Genomic DNA, 17,730 nt, shown 5'->3' with positions numbered 1-17,730 from the left:
CAAAAAAATTATCTATAATTTTTTAGATTCATATCCTGAAGGGGGGAATGATAGTTTTTTTAAACTTAAGAAAAATATCTTTTTAATAAAAAGATATGTTCGCCCTTTTGCTTTAACTTCTACTGAATAACCTTTCTTACATGATATAGTGAATACTCTTGATTTTACAAATTGTAATAATGAGTATATTCATAATACTTTAATTTTTCCAAACAACAAGATTCAAATGACTCTCTGGATCCACATGGGCAATCTTCTTCTTTAGGTGTTTGACAATTTCTTCTGAAAGCATTCATACAAACCTCATCATTATATGAGCGCCTCTGTTCTTCCTTTTCTACTATTCTCAATGTTTCTGGGTGGTGAGCTACCGCCCCACTAAATTCTAAACTGTTTTCAATAACTGCAAAGAATTCCTCTTCAAATGTCACTTCATCATAACCATATTCTCGTAAACTAGAGTAAATTATATCTATATTAACATTTCCAAAATAAGCTATGTCTTTATAAGGAATTTTCACACTTGAAGATAGTCTTTCAAGGAAATATAATAAAACCTTTTTTCTGATTTCCTCTGGTAATGTATTAACACCTGTAATAGAAGTCATTGACTTCCAATCTACAAAATCAGTAGAATTGTATTCTGCCACCAAAGGGTCTAAAACATCTAAATAATGTCTAACTTGAAATAACGAAAGGTATTCTAATGGAATTTGTCTTCCTATTGGATTTGGAAAATATATTGAATCAACCATTGGGTTAGAATAATCAAAAGCATCATAAACTCCTTCTTGTCCATAATTGACTATTTCACCATACTGAAGCATTCTGAAAAATTGATGTAAATGTCTTATGACGATTACACCATCAACATTTTCAAAGCGAGAATCTTTATAAAAAGAGTTTTCAGTTAACAAGCCGGAATAAGGGTTAGCCAGAGCACTTAGAGGTTCATTAATATAGTCGTCCCAAAAAATACAGAGAAGGCGTAAATCACCTTTAAATTCTTCTTTTTGTTTGTATTGCTCAAATTTTTTGTCAGCACTAACTAAATAATCCTTCACTTTTAATGCTCGAGAATTAACTGTTTTTCCACTTTGAATAAGTATATCTAGGTCTTCATCATCAAACCTACTCGTAATTTGTAAACCAGTTTGCCGTTCGATATTAAATTTAAATAAACTTGCAGTTTTAACCTCTATAGCAAAATATATGTCTTTTACTCGGCCTCTGTACTCGGGATTTTTACCACCTTTTTTTGCCGTAGGGTCCAATGTAATAGTATTGGGTGGCGTTGCAACAGTAACTAACCTTTTTAAAATAGTAATTTCAGCAAAAGTCTGTATAACTTGCTCAAAGTTATCCTTGTTAAAACTAGCTATTCTTTCTATAGTAGTTTTTGCATAACTCTTGTCTGGAAGAGCCTGTTCTATTTTATCTAATGCGTTTACTAGATTTATTATAAAAGGATGTAGATTTCCGTTTGTGATAAACGGATGTACATGTACCGAATATTGCAGAATATGTTTATTTAAATTAGCTTTAACTGAGTAGTCAGGTATGTTAGATTTTAAGTAATTGATTATTTCGTTTTTATTCATTTAAATCCCCCTAATGGCAGTTTCATCTAAAGTTTTAGACCTAGCTTTTCGTCAACCTTTTATGAGCTTCTCCGACTATAAAATAGACACCGATTTTGTCCTAGCGGTTGTATGTAAATTTAATTACTTATTAAAACTTTTTATATTAATAACATACTCTTCGTATATTACAATATTTTACCATATCATATTTAACATAATTATCCAATTGATCTTCCACTCAAACTGAAAAATACTCTTTCTCACAAGTCATTGAAGTAAAAGCTTATACTAGACAATATGTTATAAAGACTGATACAAATATACGTGTTACTCCATAATCTGCCCTATAAATAATAAAACAGTTATAAAACACCCCTGATTACCTCACCGACATTCTCAGCCCCTCCTAATCAGCACGAGCTCGTTTGCTTCCGTTCTTATAACCATAATCGTCTCATGCTCGCAATTAGGTGTTGCGTTCGGAAAAATCAAGAGATTATTTTATTGATCATGGAGGATTGGGTAAAATTTTCTAAGCTAAGTTCGTCTAAAAATTTTTACCACGCGCCTTTCCTTTTCTCTTTTATATCCTCTTTCTTCTTCATCTCTTTTAAGTACGGTAAACCTTTCCACTTCCAACCGGTCCACAATCTCTAATACAGGTGCAGATTGGTACACCACTTGGTCTACAAATTGGTCAAGTAAATTAAATACATTTGGTATAAATAGGATTTTTCACAGCGCCCACAAAAAAAGAGGCTGTAACATACTCACACAGCCTCCTCTTTCACTATCATTCTCTCAACTCACCCAAGATTATTACCACTCACCCCATCAGGATCACTCCGATAATAACCCCCACCTTCTTCTTTCGTTCGATCTATATCCGTATTTCCATCACCATCGCGATAGTAACCATCCACATAAGTGCCGTCCGCCCTTGTGTACCCATCTACATAATGGGGATCAACAGAATGGATATTCCCTACATCCAATTTCAGCTCCGGGCACTTGTAACTGTGTGCATGCTTCAACGGATCGCCTGCATTGAAAATGTCCTGTCTGGAGAAAGAGTTGATATCCAGATGCGGAACTTCCTGATAGTTGTCTTGAAAACTATGATTCTGGTTTAAGTCGGAGTCGAACACATCTCCTGCATCAATCGGCTGATTGTTATAAAGTTCGCTCATTATCATTTTAGTTATGTGCGGTTGAAGAAGAATCAATTTATTAAGGTGGTGACAGGCACTCAATCCTCAAGATGATAAACTATTTAATATTTTCTTTATGATAATGTTCTGCGTGGTAATTTAAGCAGGAAAAAACAAGGAAGGAGAATAGAACCTTCTACCTCTCTAACAGCGAAAAATTCAAAAATCAATTAAAGAAATTAAGGTTTTACTATAATTAGTTCATTTGGATTAAGTCCCTTTTTCACGTATAATCCTGGTGTATTTTCTTCTGGAATACCTTCGAGCATTAGAGCAGCTTTTCCTTGTTCGAAAGCCCTCTTCACCGAAAGTCCAAAGCCAATGGCAGCATAAAAATGAGCAGCAAAGACCCTGGCGGCTTCATCACCTATTGTGGTCGTCATCCCAATAGCTGCGTCCACATGTTGTACCATCGCCTGTGCTTGTCCATATGAAAAACAGGTGTTAAAAAAGACCAATTTAATTTCATCCGATGTACTCATCATTGTTTGGACTATTGCCTCCTTGGAGACAAGTTTAGCATTCCCTTGATTGTCTTGGAAAACAATTTCATCATCCTCCGATCCATGCCCACTAAAGTGAATGATTGTGGGATTTTCCTCATTAATAGTTTGTATTACGTCCAAAGCTCTAGTAGCCCATCTAGTTTCAAATGATACAGAATCTCTATTTTCTGATTTTCTAATCATCCCTTGAATGTCTCTAGCCTCTTCGTCCAATCTTAATTTTGGTGCATCTAAAGGATTAGAAGCCATAAATAGGACAGTAATTTTATCTGGTAACTTTTTTAATTCTTCCAATGTCCTATTTGTTTCTTGGTGTATTTTACCATGCTTATCCAGCATACTACTAACCTCCTTCATGCGTTTTTCGTTATTAGCTAGTCTCTTCTTTTCTGCAGCATTTCTTTTCTTTTGCTCACGTTCAACCTCTCGATCTAGCTTTTTTTCTTCAGAGATTATGTCACCTTCAATTTTTGCTATCTTTTTATCAAACTCAGCAATCTTTTTATCAATACCAGCTAGTTTTTTCTCTTCACGTTCAATTTCTTTATATTTAGAAGTCATGCTAACAGCCGACTTTGTTCTACTGATAGTTGCTTGGGCTGAAAGTATTTTTTTCTTATGTGACGGTATTTTTCCTACCTCGGCAGCTTTAGAAGTCCTAAGTTTGCTTAACTCTCCCTTTTTCCTTTTAATTGTTCCTCTATACGTTTCAATGAACGACAAATTGTCCGACCTCCTAAGCTCAATTTCATCACTTATATTATACGAACACCCTTCGGAAACAAACGTTCTTATAATTGCCAATAAAAAGACAGTTCCATTATTCTGTTATTGGAACTGCCTTTTGCTGTCTATTCTTAGGTTGTCTTTTGACTAGTTATATCCCAGCCCTTTTAATTGAATTGAAACACTAGGGTCTTTTGGGTTTACTTTTGCTTGACTGCTTATTTCCATTACTTTCACTGAACTTATCTTTTGTCACCTTACTGGTTCCAAGGCCCGGAATTTTTGAAGTAGATTCATTGAAAACATGCGGTTTCCTATCGTTAGACAATTTTTATGACCTCCTCTACTATAAAGTGAATAGCAAAAAGTATAAATCCCCACAAAACAAGAGTTAATCCTATGCTGTAAATCTCCATTTTCCGCTCTACTAACTTCTTATTTAAATCAATTGCATCCTTGTATGTTGCAGCGATCTGCAACTTTACCCAACTTGCATCTTCTCGACTAAGGTCATCCTCTACAATCGCCTCTAACGAAACCTGATCGTATTTTCCAGTTCCAATTGCTTTCAATAATTGAATTATACTAAGTGAAAGTAATATAAAAATTAAAAATTTGAACAAGAAGGTATAAATTAGATAAGCATCTTCTTCAGTAGTAGGCTCAAATGAACTCAGATAAGTTAGGTAAATACCAAACAAAATACCTACAAATGCAATTGCAATATTTGTTTTATTTTCTGCTTGTTTGAAACGCTCAGATTCTTCGTTGTAAATGGTTTTTGCAGTATCTAAAATCGTTTCACAAGAACTCTCATTTCTACTGTTTTTTTCAGGCTCGCTCATTGCTTTTCTCCAATCTATACTAATAGATTAATTATATTACCTATCATGAAAATCTTCAATATTTTCTGAAAGTTTTTAACTTTTTATGTCTATCACCATTAAATTTAGTTAACTCTAGAATAACACTTTCATTCTTATTTTGTATTTTTGATACTTATTGTTTTTTCGCTTGATGGTATAGGTAGTTAGTTTCTAGCCGTTTAGTAGTTTTATTTAATAATCTCTATTACTGAAATGGCGGAAATCGTCAACCAAATGAACCATTTTTTGCTTCACAGGCTTTTTCGTTGCCTTGCTTGTATCAAGATATGATATTGAAAGTGAATACTCAATCTTTAATCCCCAAAACAGTTGCTGATCGGTACCACACTTAGTCTATGAATACCCATCTGGTATTCATTTTAGTCTACAGATTGATCATTTATATATAATGCATCCAATAAAAACAGATTTCTTAAAGCATTTTAGGCTCACTTAATACCCAAAGATAACTTGAATCTGATTCGCTCGCCCACAAAAAAAGAGGCTGTAACAAATTCACACAGCCTCCTCTCTCACTATCATTCTCTCTACTCACCCAAGATTATTACCACTCACCCCATCAGGATCACTCCGATAATAACCCCCGCCCTCTTCTTTCGTACGATTAACATCCGTATTTCCATCCCCATCGCGATAATATCCATCCACATAGGTTCCATCCGCCCTTGTGTACCCATCTACATAATGGGGATCAACAGAATGGATATTCCCTACATCCATTTTCAGCTCCGGACACTTGTAATTGTGCGCATGTTTCAGCGGGTCGTCCGCATTGAAAATATCCTGTCTGGAGAAAGAGTTGATATCCAAATGCGGCACTTCCTGATAGTTGTCTTGAAAACTATGATCCTGGTTTAAGTCGGAGTCGAACACATCTCCGACATCAATCGGCTGGTCGGTATAAAATTCGCTCATATTATCCTCTCCTTATACTGGTTGGATTTCCTTGCTTTGCATCCATTTCTCTTGAAATTGCACCAATCTGTCTAAACGCTCCGCTTGGTCGCGCTCGGATTGCTGCTTTGCCTTTATCTTCTGATCAATGGAAGTTTCATAGTGGGAGACCATCCGGTTGAATTCTTCGGACGAACCTTGTTGAATCTTTCTGATCGTTTCCTGCACGTAGGCATTCATATGTTGGCGGAAATCGATAAAGATCATGGAAACATGATTGTCTGTTTCCTCGATAATAGTTGGTTTTACCTTTTCCCACTTTCGTTCCTTCAGTTTGTTGCTCAACCATGGTTGTCCGACAAAAGCGACGATTGGGAACAACACCCCGGCTCCCAGGGCCAACGCCAATGCACTTGCTCCCCCTAAGAGGGCACCTGAAGTAATCGCAGTGTTGGAAGAATCAGGTGAATCCATATCGATTGCCGCTGAAAAAGTTACGGAATCTTTCACTGTTTGCAGTTCGGAGTTCTGTTGAAAAGTGGCTGTCAGCCCTTTTGAAATTTCCACTTCCAGCATTCGAAACAACGTATAGATTGACTGGCTGTGGTGATCTACCCATTTTGTCAGTTCATTTTTGATTTTTCTCGACAGGTCTCTTTCCACAAACGTTTTGATATTGTCCCCTGTATGATAGTCAATCGCTTCAGCTAATTCGGTTTTGAGTTGTTGTTCAAAGTGATCCATTGACTTGATAATCATGAAGTTTATTTCAGCTGTCCGTTCGTCAATATAATCATGCAGTTGGTTATTCCAATCCTCTTTGCCTTCGGTTAACTGCTGTAATTGGCGTTTTTCTGCTTGGAGCTTGTCCACTGTCTGGCTGGCAAAAGTTTTCTCTTGTTCTATTTCACGATTCATTTCGTTCTTCAACAATTGGAAACGATACTGATATCTGTCGACCTTTTCCTGTTGCTTTGTTCCGTTTAGAATCAGTTCCTCGACAGACTGTCTTATCTGCTCCATGCCTGACAACTCATAGGTTTCCTCATCATTTTGGAGTGTTCCTTCCAACGCTTCCAAGGCCGACAATGGCAGGATGTTGTGTTGTTTACGACCGGTGACTTTGGACAGTCTTCTATTGGCAAATTCAAGCACTTCATCTATCGCATCTTCATCGTCAAGAAGGTCGATAAAGTTGGCAATGAACAAAATATTTTCGATGCCGTTGTGCAGGAGATAATCCTCGAGAAATTCCATTTCACTTTTTCGAAAAGGAGCCGTGATATCTACCAAAAACAAAATGCCGTCAGCACGGGGGATGAATTGGTGGGTCACGGCGACACGGTGCGTGTTCAAATCATTCACTCCGGGAGTGTCGACCAGCACGACCCGGTTACCCAGCATCCTCGAGGGGTGGGGTACTTTAATATATTTGACCGTATCAGGGTCAAATTCTGCCTGGGCTGTGAATTTCTCCAAAGACTTGCTTACCAATGGAAGATATTCTTTTTCTCCGTCCGCTTTCACGACTTCCATTTGCCTGTTTGTCCCCTGATAAAGCATATGGATGGCAGCCGTTGTCGGGGTGACATTAACCGGAAGCAGCTCTTCTTCCAACAAGGCATTCAAAAAGGTGGACTTTCCGTTTTTGAACTCCCCTACGGTGACCAAAGTAAAATAATCCGCTTCTATATCCTGTTTCAATTCTTCCAGCTTCTCCAGTTGGGGACTGGCAGGTGCAATTTCCCCCCATTCTGCCAGGGCTGCCTGGATATCTTTATACAATGAGACCTTTGTCGCTTCACTCATCCGAACACTTCCTTTTCATTCCGAATGTTCATCCTCTCGACCAGCTGCTGGAGCTCTTGCTGGATCTGTTGCAATGAGCGTTCTTGCTCCCTGATTTCAGCCAGCCTGTTTTCCACTTCGCTTTTTTCCATTTGCGCATTTTTAGTCAATAAAGCGAGTTGTTGTGCTTTTTCCCGGACCATTTGCTCTACCGTCTTCCGGTAGTTGGATTCGATCCCTTTTACGACAGCTTGCCACTCTTTTTTGAACGCGCTTGCTTTATTTTTTCGATTGGATTCCAATTGGTTGGACAACTGGCTTCTCAACTTTCTGCGCTTTTCGTTTTCCGATATTCCAAACAAACTTTTAAAAAAGGAAGTAATACCTGATGCGACCGTGTTCACCATATAGCCGACACCGATGACCGCTTTACCGAGAAGGCTCGTACTCTTGCTCCAGGCAACATCCAATTCTGCATATATATCATCAAAAATGTCATAATCAGGTTGTGCCGGCATGGAGTTGATCGTCACTCGGGTGTCATCGCCCGTTTCAATTAATTGATTAAATTGAGTATCGATCTGTAGCCATTGCTGGTTGGTGTTTTTACTTCCGCTTTCGATTACTTCTTTGGCCGTGTTTTGCATTTTTTCTACTTTCTGTTCATGCAATCGACGTTCCAACGGAGCCATCGCTTCCTCTACCTCCCCGGTAATGGTCGTCTCGTCGATGAAAGTATGCCGATCAAATTCATGCATTCCTGCTTGTTTGATTTTCACTAGCTCGTCCTTATACCACCGCATCAATTCTTTTTCTTTGATTTTCAGCTTGCCGCTTATATCACTCAACGATTTTTCGCTGTTTTCTTTAAACGACTTCAGTTGCGTCTGTATTTGGGTGATTTTAGCTTCGAGACCGACCTTCTCCAATTCCAATGACCTTCTAGCAATGTTAATTTCTTGTTCGATCGTGTCGTCGATAAGGCGCAATGTCTTATGGACCGGTCGTTTCATTTTCACTTGTGCCCGTTCATACTGCAGGAAGTCGGCCAAGGATTGCTCGAATTCCGGTACTCCCGTTTCTTCTATCGGCACCGACTTTCTCACCCGGAGCTTTTCGCCGTTAAGAAGCCTTCTGGCAGTCAGACCCTGCTTGGCCGATACGAGAAAGATTTTTGGTTCATCGATGATCCCCTGCAGATTTTCCCTTATGTATTCGATTACTTCCCTTTCATCCTGTTCCGTACGGATGGCATCTTTGAAATTGGCCACGAGAAATACCTTTTGAATATCATTTTTCAAGAGGCGGTCTTTGAGCATGGTCATTTCCGAAGCAGATAATGGAGACTTTGCCGTCAACAACAAAATGGCCACATCCGAACGTGGGATAATTTCGGATGCAAGCCGGTCACGTGTCGCGTTCCCATCGTTCAAACCAGGCGTGTCGATGATCCGGACACCATCCTTGCAAAAGTCAATCGGGTAACGCACTTCAGCATAGGCGATGCTTTCTATATAGTTAACGGCCTCGTCATACTCTTTCTGCCCCTGCTTATCTTCCTCCATCACTTCCAACGGAGCCACGATCTGCTGGAATTCTTCCAGACTGATGACTTTTTCCGGGGTGTTCTCATCCTCGAATCGCAAAACAACTTCTTCTTTCTCTCCATATGTAATATGGTTCAGCACGGTAGTTGTCACCAATGGGGACGAAGGCAGGATTTTCTTCCCGAGCAACGCATTGATAAACATCGACTTACCACGCCCGAATTCACCCACGACTGTGATGTTGAATTGGTCGTTTTGCAGTTCTTCCCGATAGCTGGCGACTTTGTCCGCTTTCGCTGGGACTCCAATGTCACGGAATACAGCCATCAGCCGCTTGGTTTGTGATTGAAAGTCTTGCAATGATTCTACATAGTGTTCTAAAGAAAAACTCATACTTCTCCTCCTTCATCTGACACTGGCTGCTCTTCTTCCGGCAGCTGTTCCTGCGTTTCCTCCTCAGGTGGAGCATCCTCTATTTCCATCTGTTCTTCTTCTGTAGGAACGGGCGAGTTTTCATTCTCTGCCGGTGCTTCCGGAAGTATTTCCTCCTCACTTAACACGTCTTCCCTTGTTTTATCTAGGATGGTGAGATTGCCATACCGATCAACGGCCAGCCTGTATTGCATTTGCTTATCGAATATGTGGGTCACCCCGTCCATCGAAAAGATTTTCTCCTGTAAATCTATGTCTGCAAGATAGTTCCTGGCATCCTCTTCCTGGATCGAATAAACGGACATTTGGACGATTTCGAGTTGATCGCCCGCTATCGCTGCACCTTCTATGTACTGCTCCATCTCCTCCCAAGCAGAACCGGAAGGATGAAAATACTCTTGCAAAGCATTGGCAGAACCGCTGTAGACCGCGTACTCTTTCTCGCTTATAAAGTTCTGCATAAAACGTCTCACTTGATCCTCTGAAGCCAACTCTACCGTCCGGAGCTGTTCCAATGTTTTTTCCGTATTGTCTGTATCGATTTGGATGATGGATAACGAATCAGCATCTGTCCTGATTGTATAGGTCTTCTCTTTTTGATAATGAAGCAAGTCGCCTTTTTCGTCTTCATATGTAAATGTCTCGTCGGTTTCCACGTGGAATGTGCCCTCTAGCACTTCGGAAGTGGAAGTTATTTCGATTGCCTGATTGCTGAAATGATAGACTTCCGGAAGCCCTTTTTCCACATAATCTTGAAGTGCTGTATAGGCTTGGCTCCCATATTCCAAATATGGGGAGACATAGTCAAAGTCTTTGCCGTTCAAAGCAGTAAAATAGTCATCACGGTAACTTTCCATAAAGGCTGAAACTTCCTCAAACGGAACAAAAACAGGTTCCGCTTCCTCTTCTTCTACTGGCTCGGCCCCGGATTCTACTTCCTCTATTTCTTCCACCGGGGTTGTTTCTTCCTCTTCCGGAGCATCTGAATAAGTAGAGAGTTCTTCCGTGTCAGCCTGTGCATCCTCTTTTTCAAAAGAAGAAAACAGACCTGCCAAAACGTTTGTCTGCCATAAGAAAATAAACACTGCCGCAACAATTCCGGATGAAAATACCCGTTTCCTGTTCCTGTTCAGCCTCCAAAGCTGGGTCCGTGTGTCAAAAAGCTTTTCCATCGTCGGCTCCTCTACATGCAAGGAAAGGAGTGCTTGTTCATCCAACTCCAAATTGCCGGGAACAGTGTCCGGGAAAACATCCTCCCCTACACTTGCAACAGCCTCTGCAAACAAATGAAATGCTTGTTTGTTTTCTTCCGTGAACCTTTTTGTCCAGCCGATGGAAACAATCTTGTCATACTCCGCATATGCCGCCTGGTATTCTTCTTCGGAGACAATATCCGGATCATCGATTGTAAAAGAGGGGTTCAGTATCATCAGTAGTTGTTGAATATCCTCGGTAAAACGATGCATATCTTCGACTGTTTCCTCTGATAAAGAAGGATATTTTTTCTGAAAGCCTGACAGGTACTCTGTCAATTCGGTTGTTAACAGCTGGTAGTTATCGACTAGGAGATTGGCAATCTGTTCATGGAACGAAGAAAAGCTTTCCTCGAAAGACAGCATCTGGTTGTATAAATCCTTTTTCTGTTGGTTGATTCGTTCATATTCCTCGTGCAGCTGAATGGATTTTTCCCTTAAATCTCCATCTTTTGCTTCGAATTTCTTTATCCGGCGAATCCCTGTCAATTTGCGGTTGATCAGATTGCTCCATTCCACTTTTAAGGCAAGCCGCTCCTGCTTAACGTTTGTTTTCTTTGCTTGCCAAGCCTCGATGTTCTTCTCCCAGTCATTAATCTTACCGATCAATTCTGTGATCTGCTGTTCGGTGTGATGAAATTCCTGTATTTCCTCTTCCGGAAGGTGGGGGTAAATGGAACTGCATTCTCTTAACTGGGCAAGTAATTCTTCCAAATCACTTAAAGAGTTTATTGGAGTTCCCCCAACTTTTTCCCAATCTCTTAAGAAATTCTCTACTTCATGAACAGCAGCCCGCTTTTCTTCGTATTGAAGATGAAAAGTGTCGGCCTCTTCCTGGCAAAATTGATCAACAAACCGGGCATATTCTTCAAACGGCAAGTACTTCTCCCGCTCCGCGATCGAAACATGGAGTGCCTGCAGCAGCTCTTTCAATTGATGGTACTGCTTTTTATATTTATAGGATGGATCGTCCTTTATTTCGTCTAAAAGGTTGTCGATGGCCTCCCAATTACTAAGCTCCAAATCTTCCTCATGGCCATTCAGTTTCGCCTCAAGTGCATTCGAAGCTGTAATGCCAATAATCTTGTCCTCGAAGGCATTATTGGTCAATACCTGGGCCCGCTGATTGATCCGTTGCAGGTTAATTTGCAGATCCTCTTCTTCCTCTTCATCGACTGCCTCCATCAATCCATCGACATGATTGATAATCGAAAAGACGGGGACATGGCGCTGCTTCAATTTATGGACAAATTCCCTGTCGACCACATTCATCGGACTTTCATAAAACAAAAGCCAAAAGGCAAGGTCGATGTTATCGAAGTAACCTTCCGAAATATCGTTGTGCTCCTGTTTAGCATTCACACCAGGAGAATCGACCATATGTATATATTTCAAAACCTCAATCGGCAGACGGATTTCGATCAAGTCGACATACGGCTTCAACGCCGTACCGCCGCCTTGGCGGTCGGAAGTGAGAGAAGACAGCCATTCCATCGGCAGCTTGGCTTCCCGTCCATCCTTATAATGGGCGATCAGTTCCTTCTCTTCTCCATAAGTCAGCTTCGTGATAATCGCTGTTTCGGCCCGCTTCGAGGAATTTAATATTTCTTCGCCAATAAACGTATTGAGAAAAGTAGACTTTCCCGCCCCAAACACCCCCGCAATCATCAACTGCAAAGGCTCATCAAATTTATCGCTTTGTTCCTTGATTTGTTTATATAAGAATGGGTTGTAATTTGTATTTTTCACCCATATTCCTAATTGTTCTAAAGTATTTCGCACATTATCTTTCCAAATGACAAGCCCTCCCTCGTGACTATTCTCCTATTATATCGGTCAGAATGTTAAGTTTATTTAGTAAAATAGGGATAAGTACAGTAAAAAAACCTACTCTTTTTATAGAGCAGGTTTCTGTTAAGACATTTAGTTTTTTATCCTTTTATATCAATCGAAGCACCTAAATGTGGTTGTGCAGCTTGCTGCATGGCTTTCACACTTGAGTGTTGCATCATATCAATCATTCCTTGACTCTTGTGTTCTGCCTGGTCCATTACCTTGTTCATAAGAGACAAGTTTGCATCCTGGCGAACACTCGATTGACTTAGTGCCATAGATAATGCGGCGATATCCATTCATCATTCCCCCTTTTTTCTATGTAATGAAAAACTACAATTGAGTCAGGTAGAATACACAAATGCAGTTGCCGTTTATATCGGCTTGAAAAGAGTGGAAATGAAGGTTAACTTAATAATTGCAAAACACTTTCCGTTCTTTGGTTTGCCTGAGCCAGCATTGCTTGGGATGTCTGAGTGAGAATAGAAGTCTTTGCCTGCCTCATAATTTCTTTTGCCACGTCCACATCCCTAATACGCGATTCTGCAGATGTTAAGTTTTCCTTAGAAACTGCAATGTTTTCACTTGTGTATTCCAATCGATTTTGAATAGAACCGAACCGTGTCCTTTCTGAGGTTACTTTATGAAGGGCATCGTCAATTGTCGTAATCGCATTTTCCGCATCTTCCCTTGTTAAAACAGAAATGTCCTCAATCCCTAATGAGAACGTACTGACATCGTGGACATCGACCTTTAGGTTATCGCTTTGATTAGCACCGATTTGTAGTTGTATAGAATTTCTTTCCGGCGAATGGAAGCTAAATAGTAAGTCATCCCTTATATTACTTGCGCCTGAATTGTCCACAATTTCAGCAGCTCCAAAATAATCTTGAGCTGATCCACCAGGAACTCGATTGATGGTAAAGCTGTTGCTCCAGTTTCCTGAGTATGTTATATCCCCATCGGTACTATTGTTTACTAAAAAATATCCATCTCCCATGGTGTTTTCCAGCTTGATTTGGTTATCAGCAGGTTTAGACAAAACCCATTCCTCAGCAATAGCCTGCGTTGAATCATTGCCTATTTCACCGTTCTTAAGTTTGGTGAAATTTTCCATAATATTATCAGCTGTTTCTTCTGGTGAAGCCCCAATTAAAGTGGAAACTTCTACTCTTGTCCCGCCAAAGGAGTTACTACTAGTTAAAACTTCCACACTATTAGATTGAACCGATAATAATGGAATATCATTAAACTTTGTATTTTTCGCAATGTTATCAATAGAGCTTTTTATCTGCTCTATTTCCTCTTGTATGTATTTTCTATCTTCTGTTGTCAGCGTATCATTTGCAGCCTGAATAACCAGTTCTCTCATTCTCTGAATTGGAGGATTTGTAATTTGAGCCAAGCCGGCTTCAGCTGTTTGTATTAATGAAATTCCATCCTGTACATTGCGTGAAGCCTGATCCATCCCCCTTATCTGTGCTCTCATCTTCTCAGAAATCGCTAGACCTGCAGCATCATCGGCCGCTTTATTTATTCTTAATCCGGAAGATAATTTTTCCACACTTTGCGATGCTTTTTTAGAATTTTTATTCAAGTTATGTAGATTGTTAAGCGCTGGTATATTATGATTTATAATCATCTTCACACCTACTAAATTTGTTTTTCTCTTCTTTTATCGGATGAAAAATATAAATGTAAAGTTGTACTGTAAGGTGTGTTCCTTTCGGTGAATTTGCTTTTCCGCAATGTTTTAGATAATAGCATATTATTTCTACACTCTAGTATTCTTCCTAACTTTTCCGATAAGATTTGAGTTTTTTGGGGTAGAGACAGACATTAATACCATTCGTTACATATTACAGTCCTGTCATTAATAACGGTTTAAGAATAGTTGTGAAGGTAGCTAAGGAATGCAAATTGCATTGTTTGTTGAGTAAATTTCACTTCTGAGATATAATTTAATATACGAACATACATTCTTATCAAAGAGGTGGACTATGGATAATAGAGAGGTCATTTCTTATATTCGGAAACACTTTCCTAACACCGCTACAAATAAAGTGGCAAAACATTTAAACATAAGTACTTATCAAGTGAGAACAATAGCAAAAAAGCATAACATAAGAAAGTCTTCATCATACTTAAAAAGCCTAAAAACGGAACTTGTAAACAAACGAAGAAACTGGTACTTGAGCAATATACCTGACTTTAATCCTTCTTATTTTCAAGAACAGATTCTTCTTGGTAGTTTACTTGGCGACGGCTATATTAGCAAAGGTGCAAAACGAAGTAAAAATTTTTATTATCAAGAACATTTCGGAAATCGGCAATTAGAATATCGACAATGGAAACTGTCGCAACTCGAAGATTTAGGTTTTTCCTTAAACGGCACTTTTCTTAATTCAATAAGCCATCCCTACTTCACTGATTTGTATCCTCTACTTTATGAAAACGATGAAAAAATTCTATCTCTCAAATTACTAACCAAGTGTACACATCCCATCTTTTTAACTACCCTGGATGATGGCAGTTTAGTATTATCCTATAAATATAATTAATCTAAACATACTGTATATTGCCATCCAAGTATCATTTTATATACTTTAAACTTTTCTTCAGAAGAGAATCATTTACTTGCCTTCCATTTAAACAATACCTTCAAAACAAACTTTGTCGTTTCTGGTCATCCGGATGGAAAAGGATCGCTCCTTAAAATCAATAAAGAAAAAGAAGTTATAGACTTCTTAAACTGTTTGGACCCATCTGTAGCTTGCATAAATGCAATGAAATATAAATTGAGTTTAACCGAATAATTAGATAGCCAAATCGATAGGATCAAGCATAGATTCGGACATGATGTAACTGTTAAGTTAAGTTCTTCCAATCGAAATAAACCATACACTCAAGAAGAAATCAGTTTGATTGTTGAACTGAAAAGACAGAGGTTGAAGAACCAGGTAATTGCTGAACGTTTAGGAAGAAGTTATTGGTCAATTGTCTACAAGGTGAAAGAGTTAAAGAAGAAAAATTTACTATAAAACAAAAGAGACCCCGATTCAGGGATCTCTTTAATTTGAATATTATCGAAGTAACTGAAGTACTCCTTGTGGTTGTTGATTGGCTTGCTTTGCCGCTATGTCTTTCGATCATAGAATAGACTATATCTTCATCCATGTGTTTCATGGAGCTGGGCACTTCGAATGTTTATACATCCTACGAGATTCATAATCATAGTTTCCCTAAGACCGTATTCTCTAGTCGTTGAACCTTCTCCAGCGTTTCCGCACAGGAGCTTGGCTGCTGATTATCCATATATCTCTATCATTTTCTGACCTTCACGCTTGCCGTTTCCAGCTACGTTGTGGTTGAGAGAGCTTTGGGAAGTTCCAGCAATTCACCCAGTAATACTCTTACCCATTGCTGGATAAGACGCCCTTTCAATCATTACCGTAGAAGTTGTAGTACTCCCTGCGGTAATTGTTGAGATTGAGCCAACATTGCTTGAGATGCTTGTGCAAGAATAGAATTCTTAGTTTGGTTCATCATTTCTTTCGCCATCGTGCGAACATTTACTTTCATAAATGACTAGACTATATCTTCACCCTTATGTATTAATAAGGGGTCGGGCACTTCGGATTCACAATACGATGATATATTGCTTCACCTATGGATTTCATCATCATAGCTTTTGCTTTAGATGGTTTATCCTAGTCGTTGAACCTTCTCCAGCGTTTCCGCACAGAAGCTTGGCTGCTGATTGCCCAATCTTTTCTTTTTTTGAACCATCACGCTTGTTGTTCCCAACTACGTTGTGGTAAGAAAAGCTATCAGGGGTTTCCAGCAATTCACCCGATAATTATCGCTAACCGTTACCAGCTAGGACGACTGTGCTTAATACTGCTTAAGCAGCTAAAGCATAATCTACGTCACGAATACGAGATTCAGCAGCAGTTAAGTTTTCAGATGATGTGCTTAAGTTGTTGATAGTGTGGTCTAAACGGTTTTGAGTTGCACCTAATTTAGAACGTTCTGCTGAAACTGCATCAATAGCACTTTGAATTTTTGTTACAGCATCTGCAGCACTAGTATGTGATGTTACATCAAGAGCCATTTCCTTAATAGTATTATTTGTACCATCTGTAACACCAAATTTAGCATCATTACCTGCTCTTGTAATCCCTAAATTTTCTGCTCTCATATCAGAGATATCTAGGGTTAAGCTTTGGTTTTCATTTGCACCGATTTGGAATTGAAGGGATGTACCTGCATCAGTACCACCTGCTAAAGCACCAGATGCACTTCCAGTAGCTGTAGAAGTAGCTGTTCCACCTACAGTTACAGTAACACCTGCAAAGTCTCCACCTTCAGAAGTAAGAGCTGTTTCGATTGCATCTTTAATATCAGATGCAGCTGAGAAAGTACCGTTAGTATCAGTATCATCGAAGTCTCCATTAATTACAATCTTTTTGTTAGTTGTATCAATAGAAGCAGTTTCCGCAGTATCATCATCAACAGTTCCTAATTCCAACGTATAGCCATTTAACGCAGATGTTGCTGAAAAATCAAAAGTTAATCCTCCAACAGCTTCTTGATCTGGTGCAGTCCCAGTACTGCTAGAGTCTTTTGAACCGTTTAATAGTTTTTGTGTATTGAATTCAGTAGTATTTCCAATACGGTTTATTTCAGAAGTTAATTGGTTAACTTCTTTTTGAATTTCCTCACGATCAGAAGTTGTATTTGTATCATTTGAAGCTTGAACTGCTAGTTCACGCATACGTTGGAGTATATCTGTTGTTTCACTTAAAGCCCCTTCAGCTGTTTGAATCATTGAATTAGCATCTTGAGCATTCGAAGAAGCTTGATCTAGTCCACGAATTTGTCCACGCATTTTTTCAGAAATGGCAAGACCTGCTGCATCATCTTTTGCACTGTTAATACGAAGACCTGAAGAAAGTTTTTCCATTGAAGCTTGTTGACCATTATTTGCCGCACCCAACTGACGATACGTATTCAACGCCGCAATATTGTGATTAATTCTCATTATAAAATTCCTCCTTGATAATAAGT

At 39.2% G+C, this 17,730-nt stretch carries 12 protein-coding genes and 1 pseudogene; 1 reads left to right on the top strand and 12 read right to left on the bottom strand.

Translation table 11 applies throughout. The features are described 5' to 3' along the window. Positions 1-164: 164 nt before the first annotated feature. From CZ434_RS20200 to CZ434_RS20155, 10 genes are all read right to left on the bottom strand, one after another. Entirely contained in the window at positions 165-1,601 is a 1,437-nt protein-coding gene (locus CZ434_RS20200) for a hypothetical protein (RefSeq protein WP_077624777.1), read from the bottom strand. A gap of 788 nt (positions 1,602-2,389) precedes the next feature. Continuing rightward, positions 2,390-2,773: a hypothetical protein gene (locus tag CZ434_RS20195; RefSeq protein ID WP_143262149.1), complete on the bottom strand. Its 384-nt coding sequence runs from the start codon at positions 2,771-2,773 to the stop codon at positions 2,390-2,392. A gap of 200 nt (positions 2,774-2,973) precedes the next feature. Continuing rightward, positions 2,974-4,023, bottom strand: coding sequence for a hypothetical protein (locus CZ434_RS22560; RefSeq protein WP_077624775.1), 1,050 nt, complete (start codon positions 4,021-4,023; stop codon positions 2,974-2,976). Positions 4,024-4,346: 323 nt separating this feature from the next. Then, entirely contained in the window at positions 4,347-4,871 is a 525-nt protein-coding gene (locus CZ434_RS20185; protein WP_077624774.1) for a hypothetical protein, read from the bottom strand. Between the two features lie 573 nt (positions 4,872-5,444). Next, positions 5,445-5,828 carry a hypothetical protein gene (locus CZ434_RS20180; protein ID WP_077624773.1) on the bottom strand — a complete coding sequence of 128 codons (384 nt, stop codon included), beginning with the start codon at positions 5,826-5,828 and terminating at the stop codon, positions 5,445-5,447. Between the two features lie 12 nt (positions 5,829-5,840). Beyond that, positions 5,841-7,616, bottom strand: a complete 1,776-nt coding sequence (locus tag CZ434_RS20175; protein WP_077624772.1) for a dynamin family protein — start codon at positions 7,614-7,616, stop codon at positions 5,841-5,843. After that, positions 7,613-9,535 (bottom strand): dynamin family protein, encoded by a 1,923-nt coding sequence (locus tag CZ434_RS20170; protein WP_077624771.1) that lies wholly within the window; start codon positions 9,533-9,535, stop codon positions 7,613-7,615. The genes CZ434_RS20175 and CZ434_RS20170 overlap by 4 nt, the downstream gene beginning before the upstream one ends. After that, on the bottom strand, positions 9,532-12,609 hold the full coding sequence (locus CZ434_RS20165; RefSeq protein WP_077624770.1) for a TcaA NTF2-like domain-containing protein: 3,078 nt from the start codon (positions 12,607-12,609) through the stop codon (positions 9,532-9,534). Before CZ434_RS20165 ends, CZ434_RS20170 begins: the two co-directional genes overlap by 4 nt. Before the next feature lie 149 nt (positions 12,610-12,758). Further along, positions 12,759-12,959 (bottom strand): YjfB family protein, encoded by a 201-nt coding sequence (locus CZ434_RS20160; protein WP_077624769.1) that lies wholly within the window; start codon positions 12,957-12,959, stop codon positions 12,759-12,761. Between the two features lie 107 nt (positions 12,960-13,066). Further along, entirely contained in the window at positions 13,067-14,302 is a 1,236-nt protein-coding gene (locus CZ434_RS20155) for a flagellin N-terminal helical domain-containing protein (protein ID WP_077624768.1), read from the bottom strand. Positions 14,303-14,660: 358 nt separating this feature from the next. Between CZ434_RS20155 and CZ434_RS20150 the strand changes: the two genes are divergently transcribed. Further along, positions 14,661-15,221: a hypothetical protein gene (locus CZ434_RS20150; protein WP_077624767.1), complete on the top strand. Its 561-nt coding sequence runs from the start codon at positions 14,661-14,663 to the stop codon at positions 15,219-15,221. A gap of 886 nt (positions 15,222-16,107) precedes the next feature. On the opposite strand, the pseudogene CZ434_RS20145 reads toward CZ434_RS20150, so the two are convergent. Together CZ434_RS20145 and CZ434_RS20140 are read right to left on the bottom strand one after the other, a co-directional pair. After that, positions 16,108-16,221: pseudogene (locus CZ434_RS20145) on the bottom strand (flagellin); the annotation flags it as partial. Positions 16,222-16,564: 343 nt separating this feature from the next. After that, positions 16,565-17,704: a flagellin N-terminal helical domain-containing protein gene (locus CZ434_RS20140; protein ID WP_077624765.1), complete on the bottom strand. Its 1,140-nt coding sequence runs from the start codon at positions 17,702-17,704 to the stop codon at positions 16,565-16,567. Between the last annotated feature and the right edge of the window lie 26 nt (positions 17,705-17,730).

It is taken from the genome of Sediminibacillus massiliensis (assembly GCF_900156915.1).
Taxonomy (GTDB): domain Bacteria; phylum Bacillota; class Bacilli; order Bacillales; family Amphibacillaceae; genus Sediminibacillus_A; species Sediminibacillus_A massiliensis.
Note: the sequence above shows the minus strand (reverse complement) of the source record. Positions and strands in the feature narration are given on the sequence as shown.